An 18,317-nucleotide genomic window follows, 5' to 3' on the forward strand; every position below is an offset into this window, starting at 1 on the left:
TAAGGAATAAACTCATTAATCCTACATTCTTAATTATTTATTTTAATTTGTGAATCATGCCTTGTTATCTTTAAGGCTAATAAAATTGCTAATATACCAGAAGTAAGTTTTACAATTATGTAAATAAAGGATATTTCTCTTGCTTCTGTAACTACATAAGCAAGTTGTCCACCAAAGACATAAGCCCCTCCTACCGAAAAAGCTGAGCATATAACCTTTCCTCTATTATCTAATTTATTAAAATCAGTAAAGACTATAACTGCTGAAGCTAAACTTCCTATTAATGCTGTAACAGAATGTGAGTTTATATCCATAATATCTCCTAATTTTTTAATTAGCTTCTTAAATACCCTCTGTACTACTTCTAGCATTACATTTGCGCCGCATAAAAAAATTGCTATTTTACCTATAATAGTAATTGCTTCTTCTAAAGGTAATAAATTTTTAACTACCTCTATTCCTGTAATTGATCTTATTCCTTGAAGGCCTAGTCCTATTATTCCTATAATAAAAATAATTTTTGCAAGGTACTTAAAATATTTTATCATTGTATTAGGAATTTTATTTAACGCTATAATTATTAAAAATGATATTAAAATTATAGGTATAATACTTTTAAAAATAACTATTATCGGCATTCTTAGAAGCAATCCCCCTAAAAACAATCCTATAGGTAATGTTACTATTCCACATAAAATTCCCTTACATAATATATCTATATTTTTTTCTTCTACTATACCTAAAGCTAAAGGTAATGTAAAACTTATTGTACATCCTAACATAGATGATATTAAAATTCCTGAAAAATAAACTTCTAAGCTATTGTTAGCAATAGCTTCTGCAATTTTATATCCCCCCATATCTACAGCAATAATAGAGGATGAAACTATACTTGGAGCAAAAAAACTCTTATTTAATATTGGAATTATATATTTAGTTAAAAAATCTGAAATTATTGGTGTTATTGAAAGTATTCCTAGCATTGATAAAGCCAATGACCCCATACTTTTAATCCCACTTTCTATTCCTTTACTTAACTTAAGCTTTCCACCAAATACATAATCTAAAATACCTAAAATAAAAAATATACCAACTATATATATAACTATCTTTTCCACTTCTAATACTCCTATTTTAAATAATATTATTTTATCAGAATTTTAACAAACAAAAAAGGGGCTGTTGCAACAGTCCCTTATTTGTTATTTATTTTTTAAAATTAACAATTGCAGCAACCTTGACCATGATCTCCAGGTTTATTATCACAATGTTCTGGCTTTCCTATACACTTTCCATTATATGAAGATGTTTCTAACTCTGTATATTTTATTACGATATTATCTTTGTAAATCTTTAACATATATTTTGTATTTGGACATAATGGTCCTAATAAGAATTGTCCATGACAATCTGTGAAAGTGTGAGTTAAAGGATAAGGATACCTATATCCATCTACTACTTGTAATAATTTTACTACTGCATCTACTACAGGCATTCTATTGCAGTCTAATACTGTTCCAAATATAACTGATCTCTTTTCTTCTGGTAACTTAACTATTGCTTCAATTTGTTCATTACATCCTGTCTTTAATTCACATGATGTTATTCTTCCGCTCATAACTTTGCCTCCTAAGTTTTGAATTATAAGTTTTCTTATTTATAATATAGTTTATTCTGATAACATCAAAATGTGATTTATAAGTTATATTTTTATTTCAAAAAAAGACTAGTTTCTATGTAAGCTTTACTTTTCATAAGTGAAAGTTTAACATTAACTAGTCTTTTCTTATATTAACTTTTTGCTTCTAATTGTACATTAAAGCTCTTATTTTGGCCATTTCTAACTACTTCAACACTAACCGTATCTCCTTCTTGTTTACTGTCTCTAATAGTTTTTAATTCTTCAAAAGTTTTAATTCTCTTTCCATCGAATTTAATTATTAAATCTCCGCCTTGTAATCCTGCCTTTTCTGCTGGTGAAAATTCTGTTACTTGAACTATATATAAGCCTTCATCCATATTATATTGCTTACCAAGTTCTGAATTAATTTCTCTTATTGATATACCTAAGTTTAATATAGGTTTAGACAATGCTTCTATTCTATCTTTAATTGAATTTATTGGAATTGAAAATCCTATTCCCTCTACCTCATCGGATGCAATCTTCATATTATTAATTCCAACTACTTCACCCTTGGTATTAACTAAAGGTCCACCACTATTACCAGGATTTATAGCAGCATCTGTTTGTATTAAGTTTAATTCCACTCCAGAACTTGTTTGAACTGCTCTATTTGTTGCACTTACAATTCCTGCAGTAACTGTTTGACCAAATTCTTTAGATAAAGGGCTACCAATTGCTATAACTTGTTCTCCTGGCTTTAAAGCATCTGAGTTTCCTAATTCAACTACTGCTGGAACTTTAATATTATCATCACTTATTTTTAACATAGCCACATCTTGATTTTCATCATAATTAACAACTTTTGCATTAGCATCTGTACCATCAGATAAAGTTACAACTACTTCCTTAGCCCCTTTAATTACATGATAATTAGTCAAAATATAACCATCTTCATTTATTATAAAACCTGATCCAATTCCACTTGTTTCTTTAGGTATAATGCCACTATAATCAATAACACCACTAACTGATACAATAACTACTGCTGGAGCTACCTTATCAAATGCTTCACTAGCTGTTAAGGCTTCTGAAGTAGTACTGAAGGTTTGAGGATTTGGAGTTATAACTTTATTACTTAACTTATTAATATAGCTTTTCATTACATAATAGGTACTCCCTCCACCTATTGCTCCACCTAATAATCCTGCTATTACTGCTAATGCTATAAATTTAAATGCTCCTTTTTTTCTTTTTGCCTTTGGTTTGTTTGAAATATCATTTATTGGATGAATATAAGATTCTTTTTCGAAACTTTGCTCTTCATTATTGCTTTCCTCATTTGTTAGTGATTCATTGTCACTATTTACATCTTCAAATTTTTCTACATCATATATATTATCTTCATTCATTTGAAAAGCCTCCTAAAATATTTAATAATTCCTTTTACAATTATTAATATAACCCTTCTATGTGACAATTATATGACATATCTCTAACAAATTTAATTCGAATTATTTTTTTTCTCTAATCTTTCTATTTCATTTGCTTGTTTTATAACTTGCTTTATACCAGTTATTACTGTATCAGGATGATACATAGAAATAATATTCTCTTCATAATCTATATTATAAATTTTTGTTAATGCTTCATCACCTAGTTTTGATAAAACTTCTTGTCCAGGTTTAGCTATTAAGTAGTAAGGCTTTCCAGAAAATACTCCCTCTATCTGACTAGAATTGCTACCGCTTGTTATATTTTTATACTCGTTACTTACGGCTTTATTATAGCTAGACTTTGTTCTATGCTCTTTAAACTCTTCTAAGTCTCTATTATCAAGCTTATCTTCAAACTCATCTGTATTTATCGATAAGTTAAGCTTATCTAGTAATGTTGTAAGTCCTATTTCTGAACCAATACTTTCTATATTTATTCTAATCCTATCAAATATTAAGCTTCTTTTATATTTATCACTATTAATTTCATCTTCAACTAAAGGATTCACTAAAACAACACCAGCTACTAAGTCAGGATAAGCTTTAGCAAACTCTGTTAACACAAGACTACCATATTCTTCTCCAACTAATATGTATGGTGAAGGTACAGCAGCTTTTCTTAATAGTAGTCTTAAATCTTCAGCCTGTTCCTTAGGAGTTCTTATGGCTCCACTATCGCTGAATCCATATCCTCTTCTATTATAAGTAAATGTAGCTACATCAACATTATCTGATAAAAGCTTATCAGAAATTTCATTCCATTGATTTAAATTTGTCCCTATATTTCCATCAAAAACTACAGTATATTTACCTTCTCCATCTATTCTATAATCTAATCTTTTATCATCTACTCTTACATAATCTACTCTTTCCTTTAATGTTTCTCTTGAAATAAAGTTACTTATTCTTTGAAATATAAAACCAACTAATAACAATGATATTATTATAGTAATAATCTTTTTAGCTTTTTCTTTTGGGTTTAACTCTTTTTTCATATTTACTTTATAAAGTCCATTTGAATGTGGTAAAAGTTTCACTTATGCTGTCCCCCCCATAGATTATAACTTTAAGTTCGGTTTTGCATTAATATTTAAAGGTGCTTCTAATCCCTTAACAAAATTGAAATAAGCTGCACTTCCTATCATTGCTGCATTATCTGTACATAATATTTGTGATGGAAATAGTACCTTTATTCCTTCTTTAGATGCTGCATTTATTAAAGACTCTCTTAATGCAGAGTTTGATGCAACCCCTCCTGCAATAGCTATTTTATCTACATTCTTTTGTCTACATGTTTTTAATACATTTTGCTTTAATACTTCTATAACTGCCTTTTGGAATGAAGCTGCTACATCTGCTTTATTTATTTCAACATTTTGCATCTTACACTTGTTTAAATAATTTAACACAGCTGATTTAACTCCACTAAAGGAGAAATCTAATGTATCATCATGGAAGTTTGCTTTTGGAAATTCAATAGCATTTTCATTTCCTTCTTTAGCAAGCTTATCTATTTTAGGTCCCCCTGGATATCCAAGTCCTAATGCTCTTGCAACTTTATCATAAGCTTCTCCAGCTGCATCATCTCTTGTTTGCCCTATAACTTCATACTCACCATAGTCCTTAACATGTACTATAAATGTATGACCTCCTGATACAACTAATGATACAAAAGGTGGCTTTAAATCCTTATGCTCTATGTAATTTGCACAAATGTGTCCTTCAATATGATTTACACCTACTAATGGCTTCTTTAATGAGTATGATAGCCCTTTTGCATATTGTAACCCTACTAATAATGCTCCTACTAATCCTGGACCATATGTAACTCCTATAGCATCTATATCTTCTAACTTAACATTTGCTTCTTCTAAGGCTTCTGTAACTACTCCATTTATAACTTCTATATGCATTCTTGAAGCAACTTCTGGAACTACTCCACCATACTTTTTATGAGTTTCAATTTGAGATGCAATTATATTTGATAAAACCTCTCTACCATCTTTTACAACAGCTGCTGAAGTTTCATCACAACTTGATTCTATTGATAAAATTAATTTACTTTCCATTATTTTTACCTCTTAATTTCTTCTTTCTATTTACTTACTAATATTGTGTAAGCTATCTAATTAATGTATATTAAAATAAAGCTTATAGCTTATTATATATTTCTTTAGTTCATTGACTATTATATAATGAATAAAAAAATTATTCATTATTTTTTATTAGAATTAATGGATTTTTAAGGATATATTTAGATAAAAAAGGAGTTTTTTAATGAATACATATGCTAAGGTAGTTGTACCAGGATCCCCTATAACAAAATCTAATTTCAAACTTCATAATAAAGATGGTAGAGCTATCCTTCCTAGTAATACAGGAAAATCACATGATAGATATGCCATATACGAAGAAAAAATAGCATACTACGCCAGATTACAAAATCCAAGTGTGGTATTTGAGGAATCTCTTATAGCTATATTAAAAGTTTACTATAAAAGTGAAAAAAGACATCCAGATACTGCAAACATAACTAAAAGTATTTTTGATGGTATTGAAAAAAGTGGCCTTATAGTAAATGATGCCCAAATAACAAGAATAATTACAGAAGAATTTTATGATAAAGAAAATCCTAGATTTGAGCTTGAATTCTTCGCTGAAAGTAAATATAAAATTTCATATTCAGTAGAAGAAAAAACTACACCTAGTGAAAAAAAGCTATACTCAAGTCTTAAGAAAAGTTCAACTTCTAAATTGCTTAATAATAGGATTCCTAAAGAGACAAATAAAAGTAATGAATTACTCTGTGAGTTCTGCAATAAAAGCGTTAAAAAAGAAAATATAATTAAAGGAAATGGTGGAAAAACTTTAATTTGTAGAAATTGTTTTAATAAATTATTTTAATTGAGGTGACTATATTGGATTCTAATAAATTTATATTTATAGGTGATAGTTTAACCTTCGGTTATGGAGTTCCTAAAAATAAATCCTGGATAGAAATATTTAAAAATTATTCTTTAACTTCTAATAAGAATATTTCTGTTATTAATAAAGGTATTAACGGGAATACTACAACAGATATGTTAAATAGATTTACAGAAGATGTAACTATTTTAAATCCCAAGTCAGTTTTCATAATGGGTGGAACTAATGATTTATTATCTAACAGACCATTAAACTTAATTCTAGATAATATTGAATTGATGTTAAAAGAAGCATTAACAAAGACTAATAAAGTATTTATAGGAATTCCTCCAAGAATACTAAAGGAAGATGCTTATAGATTATTTATGCCTTCTTCAACTTATGATTACTGTGAAGCTAATCTTCCTAACCTAAGAGAAGAATTAATAAGTATTTGTAAAAATTATAATGTTAAATATATTGATTTTTATAATATGTCTTTAGGAATAAATCCAAAGAAAATATTTGTAGACGGAATTCATTTTAACGAAGAAGGCAATAAGCTTCTTTTTTCTGAATTTATAAAAGCATTAAATTTATAATCTAAAAAATATAGGGAGCTATTGTAAAAGCTCCCTTATTAATAATCTAGAATACAACATATATAATTAATACAAATATTTTTTTAAATACTTAGCTACTAATTCTCCTACCTTATACCCATCTTCTCCACTTTTAAAAAGCTCTGTATCTCTAGTAAGTACACTTCCACAAGCAAATATTCCTTTTGCAGAAGTTTCATTATTATTAACTATAAGATTTCTTTTTTCATCAATTTTTATGTTAGCTTTTCTTACAAAAGCTATCTCTGGAAAATATCCAACAGTTAATATTAGAGAATCACAATCTATACTAAGTATACTTTTATCTTCTTTATTTTCTACATCGATACTTTCTATTCTTTCATTTCCATGTAATTCAACTACTCTACTATTTTCTATAATGTTAATATTCATATCTTTAATAAATTTTTCTGCTCTATCATTTAAGTAATTTTTATTAGATTTATCTATAATAGCCTTAACTTCAGCACCTTCTACTATTAGCCTTGTGGCTAAAATTAAAGACCAATTATTCTTACCTAATATAACTACTTTTTTTCCTGGTAAGTATCCATGCAAATTAATAAGCCTATGTGCAGAAACTAAAGTATATATTCCTGTATATTTGTGAATTGGTATATTAATATTACCTGTAAATCTTTCTCTACATCCTGATGCTATTATAATTGCCCCAGCTTTAATATCCTGTATTCCTTCATTAGGATTTACGTAAGTAACTATTTTATTAGTGGTAACCTCTAAAACCTCAGTATCAAGTTTGTATTCTCCACCATGAGCTTTAAATTCTCTAATAAGTTCACTACTTAACTCTGGTCCAGTAACATCCTTTCCTAAATAATACTTTCCAAAGCCCTCATTTATAAATAAATTTAAGTTTCCACCTAAATCACTATTTCTTTCTAGTAGTAATACCTTTTTAATTCCATGTTGAAGAGCAGAAACTCCTGCTGAAAGTCCAGATGCTCCCCCTCCAATTATTATTAAATCATATTGAAGCATATGTAACCTCCATTAATTTTAACAAAAATACATATATTATTATACCATAACTGGTAACTAAATATAATAATACTACAACCTAATATAACTTAAAACTAGTATTATTACTCATAATAAAAAATTAATAAAATCTTGTTTGATTTATAAAAACTACTATACTATAATTTAAGTATTGTTAACTAGAGAAAGGATTATGTGGGCTTAAATAATAGGCCCATTTTTTTGAGGTGAATATATGTTGAACAATATTTTAAAGACATTAAAAAGTAAACTTATGAATATCTTAAGCTTTGATGGACTAATTAGAATAATTTTATTTTTAATACCATTTATTTCTATAACATTAAAATGCATAGTATTTCAGGGCTTTGTAACTAGTAGTGATCCATATATTTTAAATTTTTCAAATGGACTTAGTTCAGCAAAACCTTTTATAAATTATTATTATGCCTTTATTTTAATATTCTTAAGCTTTTCCTTATTATTTAAAGGTAAAGGACGAGTTGTTTACTTATTTGTTATAGATATAATAATAACAGCACTTATCTTCCTAGATTTGGGATATTTTAGAGGCTTCTTAACAATGCCTTCAGCCTTATTATTAACCCAAACAGCTAACCTTGATAATATGGGTGGTACAATATCATCAATGTTTAGTAAGCTAGACTTCTTATTATTAATTGATTTTATTATCTTAGCTATTTATGTTTTCTTTACTAGAAAATCTTATACTAATGTAAAAAGAAGAGCACCTTTAACCTTCATAGTAATGATACTTTCTAGTTTATTATTTATAGCTTATGTACCTTTTAATTTACATATACTAAAAAATGAAGATGTTAAGAATGGATATATATTCTCAAATTATGATCCTACTAATACAGCTAGATATTTTTCTCCAATAGGATACCATATTTTTGATGTATATAACGTATATAAAGACTCTAAACCTTATGAGCTTACTGAAGAAGAAACTGCTCAAATAAATGAGTTTTTCCAATCAAAAGAAAACTTAGAAGATAATAAATATGCTGGAATGTTAAAAGGTAAAAATCTTATAGTTATTCAAGTTGAATCTTTAGAAAGCTTTATAGTTGGAAAAGAGGTTAATGGGCAAAAAATAACACCAGTTATGGATGAATTAATAAGTAAAGGACTTTACTTCCCTAATATTTACGAACAAGTAAATGAAGGTACAAGTTCTGATTCAGACTTAATGATTAATACATCAATGTTCCCATTAAGAAGAGGTAGCACTTTCTTTAGATATCCTTCAACAGAATATAATTCTCTTCCTAATTTATTAGAAGAAATGAATTATGATACTATAGCTATACATCCTGACAAAGGGTCATTTTGGAATTATGTAAATGGTCTTAAGGGAATAGGCTTTAATGAATTTATTGATTATTATTCCTTTAACATAGATGAAGAAATTGGTCTTGGAATATCTGATGAAAGCTACTTTAGACAAGTTGTACCAATGCTTAAAAACTTAAAAGAACCATTTTATGCATTTACAGTAACCTTAACTAGTCATGGTCCTTTCGACTTACCTAAAGAAAAAAGAGTTTTAAATCTAGATAGTGAACTTGATAAAAGTGAGCTTGGTGGATATTTTGAAAGTATTAAGTATACAGATGCACAAATAGGTGAATTCTTAAAGCAATTAGATAAAGAAGGCTTATTAGATGATACCGTAGTTGTAATTGAAGGAGACCATACAGGAGTTCATAAGTACTATAATAGTTCAATAGAAAAACTATCAAATAAGGAAGATTGGTATCTAGATAATGGTCATCATACTATACCATTTATAATTTGGTCAAAAGATATGAATGAAGGTAAAACTTTTGATACTATAGGTGGTCAAATAGATATTATGCCATCTCTACTATATCTTATGGGTGTGGATAATGAAAAATATATTAATACCGCTATAGGAAGAAACTTATTAAATACTAATAAATCTTTTGCAGTTCTTACTAATCTTGAAGTTGTAGGTGAAAATCTTACTGATGAAGAAAAGGAAATGTATAAACATATAGTTGATCTTTCTGATAAAATGATAAGAGCAAATAAAGCAACACTCAATAAAAATTAATTATATAATTTAGAATCATTTAGGTAATTTGTTCTAAATTACTAAAAATATATTATTAAAGAAGAAACCCCTAGAGAGTTTCTTCTTTAATTTTACATTCTTCAGTAGTTCACATTGAATTCACAAATTTATATTTAGTTCAAAGATAAGTCCATTAATATTTCATCATCAAAAACACCATTAACATTAAAATAATTCTTATGGCATCCTACTTTCTCAAATCCAAATTTTTCATAAAGTTTAATTGCCTTACTATTACTTGCTTTAACGCCAAGCTCTATATTTCTTATGTCATTATTTCTTGCAAACTCTATTAATTCAGACATTACTGCGCTTCCTATACCTAGTCCCCAATACTCCTTCTTTACAGAAATAGCAATCTCACTATTATGAGCTATTCTTTTTCTTCCTAGCTTTATTATTTGACCTACACTAACAATTTCATTAATGATTATTCCAATAATCATTAATGCATCTTTATCATTATTTAAGTTATTAAGATATTCTTTTTCTTGCTCTATTGAAAAATGAAACTCATTTTTCCCAAATAGCAAGTTATCACTTTCTCCGCCAACAGTATTTAAATATTCAATCATTTTTTCTGCATCATTTCCATTAGCTTTTCTTAATATTAAATTTTATCCATTTTTTAGTTTTATTTCTTTTAATTCTAGCATAAATAAAACTCCCCTTTTTATTATTTTAAAAGAAACTCAGCTTACACTGAGTTTCTAAATTATCTATTAACTTTTACACATTATTATTTCCCAGCTATGCTTAATCCTTCAACTCTTACAGAAGGACTTCCAACACTACTCATAGGGAATTTTAAATCAGATCCAACTTCAACTATGTTTTTTAATAAATCAAAGAAGTTTCCAGCTACTGTTATTTGTTCAACTGGGAAATCCTTCTTCCCCTCTTTAATATAGAATCCTTTTGCTGCTAATGAGAAATCTCCAGTTATTGAGTTTGCTCCTGAGTGTAATCCAGCAAATTCAGTAATTAATACACCTTCTCCTACCTCTTCTAATAACTCATCAAAAGATTTAGTTCCCTTCTCAATATAGAAGTTAGTTGGTGAAACTCCTACTGGTGAAGCATAAGAACTCTTAAATCCATTACCTGTAGATTTTGTATTACCTTTATAAGCAGTTTTTAAATTATGAAGTAATGTAATTAATTTACCTTTATGAATTATATCCTTTTTCTTAGTTGCTACTCCTTCATCATCAAATGGAACTGATGCTAACCCATTTTCTAAATGTGGATTATCTAGTAATGTAACCTTATCACTTGCTATAATTTCTCCTTCTTTACCCTTTAATAAGCTTAATCCCTTTTGTGCAGCATCACCACTAAATACTCCTGCAAAGGTTGAAAGAATTGAAACCATAGCTTCATTATTTATAATAGTTTTGTATTTACCAGATGGAATAGATTTTCCACCTATCCTTGACACAGCTTCATTAATTCCATCTCTTGCAATTTTCTTAGGATCTACTTCTTCTAATGCTTTTGCAGTAACGTATCCAAAACCATCATGCATATTTTCATTTTCTTTAATTATAGGTACCACATATGCAGTAAGTAAATTAGACTTGTTTTCTAAATTAAGTCCCTTAGAATTAATTATTCCATACTTTGAATTGCTATATCCTAATGCACAACCTTGAAAACTTACAACTCTACTATCTAAAGCCTTAGCTTCCTTTTCCATATTTAATGCTAAATCTATTAACTTATCAGCTGGAATATTTTCTAATGCCTTATAATAAGTATTTACTTTAGTATATTCCTTATCTCCTTCATAAATAAATTGAATATCTTCATTTTCAATAGCTAATGCACTTTCTTTAGCATTCTTAACTAGCATTTCTATAGCATCTTCATCTAATATTTCTGTATAAGAATATCCTATTTTATCATTTATTTTCCCTCTAAAAGATAATCCATAGGAAGTAGTTAAGTTATATTTTTCAACCTCTTCATTATAAACATTTATACTTAAACTTTCCCTATCTACATAATAAACTTCATACTCATCGAATCCATTACTTTTTGCTTTTTTAAATAGTTTATCTATAAATTCTTTTAATTCCATATTCCATTCCCTCCTATCTTCCACCTACTGTTATCTCTTTTACTCTAATCATAGGTTGACCTACATTAGTTGGGATACTTCCTGATATAGAACCACACATTCCTTGACCTTGCGCTAGGTTCTTACCTACCATGTCTATATTTAATAAAACTTCACTACCTTTACCAATAAGACTTGCTCCTCTTACAGGTTCTTGTATTTCTCCATTTTTAACTATATATCCTTCAGAAACTGCGAAGTTAAATTCTCCTGTTACAGGATTTACTGATCCACCACCCATTTTCTTTGCATATAATCCATCAGAAATTGATTTAATGATTTCTGTCTCATCATCATTTCCTGCAGCAATATAAGTATTTGTCATTCTTGATGTTGGAGCAAACTTATAACTTTGTCTTCTTGAACTTCCTGTTGCCTCCATACCCATTCTTCTACCATTTAATTTATCTATTAAGTATCCCTTTAATATTCCATTTTCTATTAATACATTCTTTCTAGTTTTATTTCCTTCGTCGTCAATATTTAATGATCCCCAAGCATTAGGTATAGTTCCATCATCTATTGCTGTAACTTTTGATGAAGCTATTTGCTTTCCAAGCATATTAGTAAATACTGAATTTCCCTTTGCTACTGCAGTTGCTTCTAATGAATGTCCACATGCTTCATGGAATATAACTCCACCAAATCCATTATCTATTGCAACTGTCATCTTTCCTGCTGGACAATTTTTTGCATGTAGCATAGTATGAGCAACTCTTGATGCCTCTCTACCATAATATTCAGGATCAATAGTATCAAATAATTCAAAGCCTTTATGTGCTCCTGGGCCTTCAAATCCTGTTTGGTTTTCTCCATTAGCAGAAGCAACTGAACTTATTGATAATCTAGTTCTAACTCTCTTATCTTCTGTTAATAATCCTTCTGTATTTGCAATTAAGATGTTTTGTTCTTTATCTAAATATCCTACTGATACTTGTGATATTTCATTATTATATTCCTTTGCTGCTTTATATCCTGTCTTCATAACATTGATTTTTTTATCTATGCTTACTGATGATGGTATATAAATAATTGGGTTATTATTATAAACCTCTTGTCTATTTAAAACTACACTTATATCTTCTTTTAATTCTCCAAGTGCTAAGGCTGCTTTTTCTGCAGTATCTAATAAAGAAGATAAATCTCTATTGTTAGTATAAGCATATATGCTTTTAAATCCCTTAAATATTCTTATTCCAATACCATGAGTCCTTCCTGATATTGAATTTTCTACTTTGCCATTAAGAATACTAATAGAAGTATTTATAGTATCTTCTTCAAAAATTTCTGCAAAGTCTCCTCCAGTTATTAAACATCTAGCTAAAACACTAGATAATATATCCTTTGATAACATAATTTAATCCTCCTTCATATATTAATTATTCGCTTATTACTCGCCCATCCTTGAAAGCTTTTGTCCATGTATCAACATAAGAACCTGTTGACCATTCTGCCATTATTACACTTTCACCTTCATTTAAATCTATACTTATTAGAGGGTTCCCATTAATACTTCCATCTTTTAATTCATATACAAATAGCTTATTGTTAAATATAATTATTGCAATTCTTCTATTTGGTGAAGTATATGCATCCTCTATAAATGGAAATTTTCCCTTTAAATCCTTCCATGGAATTAGTAATGTATCATAATTTAGAATCTTCTTATTTGGGTTTATTGTTAACCTAAAGTCATATCCATCTTCATTAGGATCATCTGATATTATTTTTCCTACTAAAGTCCATTTTCCTTCTATTCTCTTCATTGTAAAATTGGTATAATCCACATTATTACTTAATGAGTTTTGCTTCTCTAGTGATAAACTATCAAAAGCTTCATTAAAATCTTTTTCGTATTTTTGCTTTACTTCTGATGAATATATTTCATCTATACTTAGACCTTCATATGAATTAATATTATCGATAGGTATAGTTCTGTACATTGAAAATGAATTATTGAAATTCTCTCCTTCATATCTCTCAATTGAAATATAGTCATTAGAAACGAAGTTAATATCTTTATATGAATTTATTGATATATCACTTGTTATTCTACTATCTTCTCTAGCATCTATTGGCTTAGTTATAAAGTATTCATTATAAATACCTTTTTCATCAATTACTTTTTTTTCTATAGTCCATATACCATTTAATCTTGGAAAAATAATATTATTTTTTTCTAAGACAGGTTCTAGCTTATTATCTTTTAATGATATCCATAAAGTCCTATATCTTGAATCCTGATACTTTCCATCTCCCATATCTTTTCTAGGAGTTTTTAAAGCTAGCATTACACCTACATTACTATTATAATCTTCATCTACTATTTCCGCTTCCACTTTATTGTTAGGATCATCTATATTTCTTGGATTTATATCTTCTCTAATTAACTTTAGAATCATTCCAGAATAAAATAAATATCCATTATTATCATCTATAACTATAAATTCTCCTATTAAATTATTTGAATCTATTAGCGAAATTATATCTACATTATGAGATAAATCAATAACATCTTTTAACATAAGGTCTAATTCATAAGATAAAATATAATTTTTATCTACTACCTTTAGCTTAAAACTAGGCTCATGATATATCTTATTAAAAATAGAAATCTTACTACTTGATATACTAATTAAAGATTCTTTTTGTAATAATATTTCATCTTTATTCTCAATCTCATCATCAAAAATATTAATATCTACAACTTTCCATGTCCCTCTAATAGTTAAATTTTCATTATTAGGTGCTTTTATCGATTGTGTATCTTTTCCATTTACTTTACTACAACCAATATTAAATGTAAACATGAAAATTAATATCAATGAAAGAAATGCTTTCAATAATTTCATATTATTCCTCCTTATTTATTGGAATAATAACTTCAACCTTTGTTCCTATTCCTAATTTACTATATATATTGAACTCTCCATTATGAAGTTTTATTATTTCATCACAAATAGACAAGCCTATCCCATTCTTAGAATTTGAGTTTTTTCCTTTAAAGAATTTTTCTTTTACTCTAGGTAAATCTTCTTCTGATATCCCACAGCCATTATCTTCTATAATAAATTTAACTTTTTTATCATCATTTAATACACTGAATAATACATTTCCTCCAGCACCTGTAAACTTAAAAGCATTATCTAATAAATTTATAAAAACTTGCTTTAATCTATTACTATCTACTATCATACTTCCATTAGCTTTCTTTATAAATTTTAAATCAATCCCTTCTTTATTAGCTCTTGGTGCCATAAAAGATTCAATGTGATTAATAAATTCTAAAATACTTACTTCCCTTAAATCTAAGCTTACATTTTCATTTATAAGCCTTGAAAAATCTAGTAATTCTTCTACCATTAGAGAAAGTCTATCAGTTTCTTTTTCAATTATTTTAAACCCTAATTCTAAGGTTTCTTTATCTGTTTCTTCACAATTTAATGTTATAGTCCATCCTTTAATAGCTGTTAAGGGGGTTCTTAATTCATGTGAAACTTGTGAAATAAAATCATTTTTTAACTGCTCTCTTCTGGATATTTCATCAGCCATAAAATTCAATGTATTAGATAATTGACCAATTTCATTTCTACTATTAATCTTACTTCTTATACTTAAATTTCCATCACCCATTTTCTCTGCAACTTGATTTAAATATTTTATTGGATTTATAATACTATTTGCTAAAATTATACTTAATAAAAGACCTAGTAAAACTACTCCAATAGATATGCTTGAAAAAATAAGCATTATATTTCTTATAATCCCGTCAATCTCTTCTAATGAAGTAATAAACCTTATTATTCCTATTATTTCACCGTCAGTTTCTAGTGGGTATGATACTGCCATTATATTTTTATCATAATAATCTACTTTTCCAATCCACCTTGATGCATTGCCTTCAAGAGCTCTATCTATATCTGGAGCACTAATTAACTTATTATCCTTTATTCCAATAGAATCCATAAGTAAATTACCCTTAGAATCAAATATTTCTACTTGTGCATTATTTTCATTCCAAAAAGCATCTACATTATCATAAATATTTTCTATTAAGGACCTAGAGGAAAAATATTTATTATAAAAATTCATTGATACTTCTATTCTACTTTTTAAAATAGCTTCCATATTGTCATAATAATATTTTCTTATAAACACCATAAGTAATACATTTAATACAACAACAGTAGAAAAAATAATTATTACTATACCCTTTAATAACTGATTTTTTATACTTTTCATTCCTTTGATTTCCACCTATATCCTATCCCCCATACAGTTTCAATATACTTTGGTTCAGAAGGCTTATCTTCAATCTTCGCTCTTAGCCTCCTTATGTTTACATCTATAATTTTTGCATCTCCGAAATAATTCTTTCCCCACACTAAGTCTAATAACTCATCTCTACTAAAGGCTTTATTAGGATTTTCTAAAAATATTTTCATTAATAGATATTCCTTTGGAGTCACATCTATCTCACAATTATTTTTTAATATTTTTTGCGAGTAAATATCAATTAAAAATTCTCCAAGTTGTAATTTTTCTTTATCATCTTCTCCAACTCTTCTAAGTAATGCCTTTACTCTTAGCACTACCTCTAAAGGATTAAATGGTTTAATTATATAATCATCCGCCCCATATTCTAATCCCATTATCTTATCCATGTCCTGTCCCTTTGCTGTAAGCATAATAATACCCATTTCAGGAAAATTCCTTCTCAATTCACTACAAACTATAAATCCATCAATTCCAGGTAACATTACATCTAATATAGCAATTTTAGGTTTTTCCTTTTTTGCTAACTCTAGACCTTCTTCTCCACTAGCAGCTTCAATAACATTAAAATTATTTCTTTGTAAATTTATTTTTAAAAAGCCTCTTATGCTTTCTTCATCTTCTACCAATAAAATTTTATTCATTATGTAACCCCCTAAATTAAGTTTATTATACAATATAAATTATAACCTAAATATATCAATAAAAAGCTATATTAAAAACATTTTCATACTTTAAATGCTCTAATATAGCTTTTTATCTTATTTTAATGTTCTAAACTCAAATCCTTGAGATTTTAAATAATCTATTGCACTTTGCAAATATTCCACAGTTCCGCTTTTATTATCAGTATCATGCATAAGTATAATGGCAACATCCTGATTCCCCACTGTTTCTTTTAATTTATTTAATAATACTTCTTTAGGTAAATCTTTTGATTCAGCATCTCCATTTAATGAATTCCAATCTACTTGCCAAATATTTTTCTCTTGTAATACTTTGTCTAACTCTTGAGTTCCTTTCCAACTAGAATGTCCTCCTGGTAATCTGATTAATCTAGTATTAAAATCTTTACCTAATATAGATTTTAATAGCATATCATTCTTCTCTAAATCCTTCATAAAAGCATTTACATCTACAGTTCTATTAGGATAAAGTTGTGAATAATTATGAGAGTATCCATGACTACCTATAGCATGTCCCTCTTTTGCTATCCTCTTTAAAATCTCTTCTGATCTACTATTATTATCTATTGCTGAACCTAATACAAAAAATGTAGCTTTAATATCATTAATTTTTAATATATCTAATATCTTTTCTGTGGAATGTTCTGATGGTCCATCATCAAAAGTTAAATATGCTATTTTCTTGCCATCTTCTCTATAAAAATTCCATTTATACATTGTTTCTGGTAAAATCTTCGAAGCATCATCTGCATTAATATCATTTTCTAAAGTTATATATCCCGAATTGTCTAAATTAACTTCTTTATTTTCTATATTAATTTCTTCATTTTCTATATTAATTTCTTTATTTTCTATATTAACTATTTCTTTATCACTCTTAATTATTTTATGATTTTTATGATTTTTATAACGTTTAGCTATATTCTCTGTAGCTACTTTATTATCTGATTCATCTTCATCATATTTTGATATGTAAACTGAATCATTCTCATTATTATTAGTTAATGCTTCTACTTGCATATAACTATTTCCATTTGTAACTTCTAATTTTTCTAATATCATAAATGTAATGCTTGTACTCAATGCTAAAAAAATTAAAAATAATATCACTCTTTTTCTTACTTTTTTTATTTTTCGTCTTTTTATTACTTTATTATTCATTTTACATCACTATCTCCTAAAGGCTCTTCTTGAATTAATTATATAAAAATTAGTATCTTAAATCTTTACAATAAGTTGAAAAATAGTTACAAACATATTACATTCTTCGTATTTTTTACTTAACTCTTTAATTAATTAGTAGAAATAGCAAAAAAAGAGTTTTATAACAATAGACTAAAATCTATTCTTATAAAACTCTTTTAAATTAAAATGGCTCCGTGGAGAGGATTCGAACCTCCAACCTATCGGTTAACAGCCGAGTGCTCCACCATTGAGCTACCACGGAATATTTTATTTTCAGAGTG

Annotated in this window: 16 protein-coding genes and 1 tRNA gene; 3 read left to right on the plus strand and 14 right to left on the minus strand. The window is 27.6% G+C overall.

The window, feature by feature from the left end:
* Window positions 1-29: 29 nt before the first annotated feature.
* The 5 genes from eutH to tsaD form a co-directional block, all read right to left on the minus strand.
* On the minus strand, window positions 30-1,118 hold the full coding sequence (eutH, locus tag ACQRD5_RS05315) for an ethanolamine utilization protein EutH (RefSeq protein WP_320901697.1): 1,089 nt from the start codon (window positions 1,116-1,118) through the stop codon (window positions 30-32).
* 101 nt (window positions 1,119-1,219) lie between these two features.
* Window positions 1,220-1,618, minus strand: coding sequence for a carboxypeptidase regulatory-like domain-containing protein (locus ACQRD5_RS05320; protein WP_294186431.1), 399 nt, complete (start codon window positions 1,616-1,618; stop codon window positions 1,220-1,222).
* A 173-nt stretch (window positions 1,619-1,791) separates the two neighbouring features.
* Window positions 1,792-3,033 (minus strand): S1C family serine protease, encoded by a 1,242-nt coding sequence (locus ACQRD5_RS05325; protein ID WP_291629813.1) that lies wholly within the window; start codon window positions 3,031-3,033, stop codon window positions 1,792-1,794.
* A 92-nt stretch (window positions 3,034-3,125) separates the two neighbouring features.
* Window positions 3,126-4,154 (minus strand): alpha/beta hydrolase, encoded by a 1,029-nt coding sequence (locus ACQRD5_RS05330; RefSeq protein ID WP_320627593.1) that lies wholly within the window; start codon window positions 4,152-4,154, stop codon window positions 3,126-3,128.
* Between the two features lie 21 nt (window positions 4,155-4,175).
* A complete protein-coding gene (tsaD, locus tag ACQRD5_RS05335) occupies window positions 4,176-5,186 on the minus strand; it encodes a tRNA (adenosine(37)-N6)-threonylcarbamoyltransferase complex transferase subunit TsaD (RefSeq protein ID WP_291629809.1) in 1,011 nt (336 codons plus the stop codon).
* Between the two features lie 208 nt (window positions 5,187-5,394).
* Between tsaD and ACQRD5_RS05340 the strand changes: the two genes are divergently transcribed.
* Together ACQRD5_RS05340 and ACQRD5_RS05345 are read left to right on the plus strand one after the other, a co-directional pair.
* Window positions 5,395-6,021, plus strand: a complete 627-nt coding sequence (locus ACQRD5_RS05340; RefSeq protein WP_291629807.1) for a RusA family crossover junction endodeoxyribonuclease — start codon at window positions 5,395-5,397, stop codon at window positions 6,019-6,021.
* A gap of 14 nt (window positions 6,022-6,035) precedes the next feature.
* Window positions 6,036-6,623, plus strand: a complete 588-nt coding sequence (locus tag ACQRD5_RS05345; protein WP_291629805.1) for a GDSL-type esterase/lipase family protein — start codon at window positions 6,036-6,038, stop codon at window positions 6,621-6,623.
* Between the two features lie 66 nt (window positions 6,624-6,689).
* On the opposite strand, the gene ACQRD5_RS05350 is transcribed toward ACQRD5_RS05345, so the two are convergent.
* Window positions 6,690-7,643 (minus strand): NAD(P)/FAD-dependent oxidoreductase, encoded by a 954-nt coding sequence (locus ACQRD5_RS05350; RefSeq protein WP_291629803.1) that lies wholly within the window; start codon window positions 7,641-7,643, stop codon window positions 6,690-6,692.
* Between the two features lie 235 nt (window positions 7,644-7,878).
* Between ACQRD5_RS05350 and ACQRD5_RS05355 the strand changes: the two genes are divergently transcribed.
* On the plus strand, window positions 7,879-9,747 hold the full coding sequence (locus ACQRD5_RS05355; protein WP_320901693.1) for an LTA synthase family protein: 1,869 nt from the start codon (window positions 7,879-7,881) through the stop codon (window positions 9,745-9,747).
* A 134-nt stretch (window positions 9,748-9,881) separates the two neighbouring features.
* On the opposite strand, the gene ACQRD5_RS05360 is transcribed toward ACQRD5_RS05355, so the two are convergent.
* The 8 genes from ACQRD5_RS05360 to ACQRD5_RS05395 all read right to left on the minus strand — a co-directional run bounded on the left by ACQRD5_RS05360 (window position 9,882) and on the right by ACQRD5_RS05395 (window position 18,298).
* On the minus strand, window positions 9,882-10,379 hold the full coding sequence (locus ACQRD5_RS05360) for a GNAT family N-acetyltransferase (protein WP_320901736.1): 498 nt from the start codon (window positions 10,377-10,379) through the stop codon (window positions 9,882-9,884).
* A 128-nt stretch (window positions 10,380-10,507) separates the two neighbouring features.
* Window positions 10,508-11,851, minus strand: coding sequence for a TldD/PmbA family protein (locus tag ACQRD5_RS05365; RefSeq protein ID WP_320901691.1), 1,344 nt, complete (start codon window positions 11,849-11,851; stop codon window positions 10,508-10,510).
* A gap of 13 nt (window positions 11,852-11,864) precedes the next feature.
* Window positions 11,865-13,244 (minus strand): TldD/PmbA family protein, encoded by a 1,380-nt coding sequence (locus tag ACQRD5_RS05370; protein ID WP_294167050.1) that lies wholly within the window; start codon window positions 13,242-13,244, stop codon window positions 11,865-11,867.
* 25 nt (window positions 13,245-13,269) lie between these two features.
* Window positions 13,270-14,742 (minus strand): hypothetical protein, encoded by a 1,473-nt coding sequence (locus tag ACQRD5_RS05375; protein ID WP_291629795.1) that lies wholly within the window; start codon window positions 14,740-14,742, stop codon window positions 13,270-13,272.
* A gap of 1 nt (window position 14,743) precedes the next feature.
* Window positions 14,744-16,132: a HAMP domain-containing sensor histidine kinase gene (locus tag ACQRD5_RS05380; RefSeq protein WP_320901687.1), complete on the minus strand. Its 1,389-nt coding sequence runs from the start codon at window positions 16,130-16,132 to the stop codon at window positions 14,744-14,746.
* On the minus strand, window positions 16,129-16,809 hold the full coding sequence (locus ACQRD5_RS05385; protein WP_291629793.1) for a response regulator transcription factor: 681 nt from the start codon (window positions 16,807-16,809) through the stop codon (window positions 16,129-16,131). Before ACQRD5_RS05385 ends, ACQRD5_RS05380 begins: the two co-directional genes overlap by 4 nt.
* Window positions 16,810-16,926: 117 nt before the next feature.
* On the minus strand, window positions 16,927-18,012 hold the full coding sequence (locus ACQRD5_RS05390; RefSeq protein ID WP_294363486.1) for a polysaccharide deacetylase family protein: 1,086 nt from the start codon (window positions 18,010-18,012) through the stop codon (window positions 16,927-16,929).
* Between the two features lie 211 nt (window positions 18,013-18,223).
* Window positions 18,224-18,298 (minus strand) — tRNA-Asn (locus ACQRD5_RS05395).
* Window positions 18,299-18,317 lie beyond the last annotated feature (19 nt).

It is taken from the genome of Clostridium sp. SGI.024, from assembly GCF_050315195.1.
GTDB lineage: Bacteria > Bacillota > Clostridia > Clostridiales > Clostridiaceae > Clostridium.

Excerpts from the sequence above, each read along its gene's own strand:
- ACQRD5_RS05320 (WP_294186431.1), bottom strand. The coding sequence starts at position 1,618 with ATGAGCGGAAGAATAACATCATGTGAATTAAAGACAGGATGTAATGAA.
- ACQRD5_RS05325 (WP_291629813.1), bottom strand. The coding sequence starts at position 3,033 with ATGAATGAAGATAATATATATGATGTAGAAAAATTTGAAGATGTAAAT.
- tsaD (WP_291629809.1), bottom strand. The coding sequence starts at position 5,186 with ATGGAAAGTAAATTAATTTTATCAATAGAATCAAGTTGTGATGAAACT.
- ACQRD5_RS05340 (WP_291629807.1), top strand. The coding sequence starts at position 5,395 with ATGAATACATATGCTAAGGTAGTTGTACCAGGATCCCCTATAACAAAA.
- ACQRD5_RS05350 (WP_291629803.1), bottom strand. The coding sequence starts at position 7,643 with ATGCTTCAATATGATTTAATAATAATTGGAGGGGGAGCATCTGGACTT.
- ACQRD5_RS05355 (WP_320901693.1), top strand. The coding sequence starts at position 7,879 with ATGTTGAACAATATTTTAAAGACATTAAAAAGTAAACTTATGAATATC.
- ACQRD5_RS05365 (WP_320901691.1), bottom strand. The coding sequence starts at position 11,851 with ATGGAATTAAAAGAATTTATAGATAAACTATTTAAAAAAGCAAAAAGT.
- ACQRD5_RS05370 (WP_294167050.1), bottom strand. The coding sequence starts at position 13,244 with ATGTTATCAAAGGATATATTATCTAGTGTTTTAGCTAGATGTTTAATA.
- ACQRD5_RS05375 (WP_291629795.1), bottom strand. The coding sequence starts at position 14,742 with ATGAAATTATTGAAAGCATTTCTTTCATTGATATTAATTTTCATGTTT.
- ACQRD5_RS05380 (WP_320901687.1), bottom strand. The coding sequence starts at position 16,132 with ATGAAAAGTATAAAAAATCAGTTATTAAAGGGTATAGTAATAATTATT.
- ACQRD5_RS05385 (WP_291629793.1), bottom strand. The coding sequence starts at position 16,809 with ATGAATAAAATTTTATTGGTAGAAGATGAAGAAAGCATAAGAGGCTTT.
- ACQRD5_RS05390 (WP_294363486.1), bottom strand. The coding sequence starts at position 18,012 with ATGAATAATAAAGTAATAAAAAGACGAAAAATAAAAAAAGTAAGAAAA.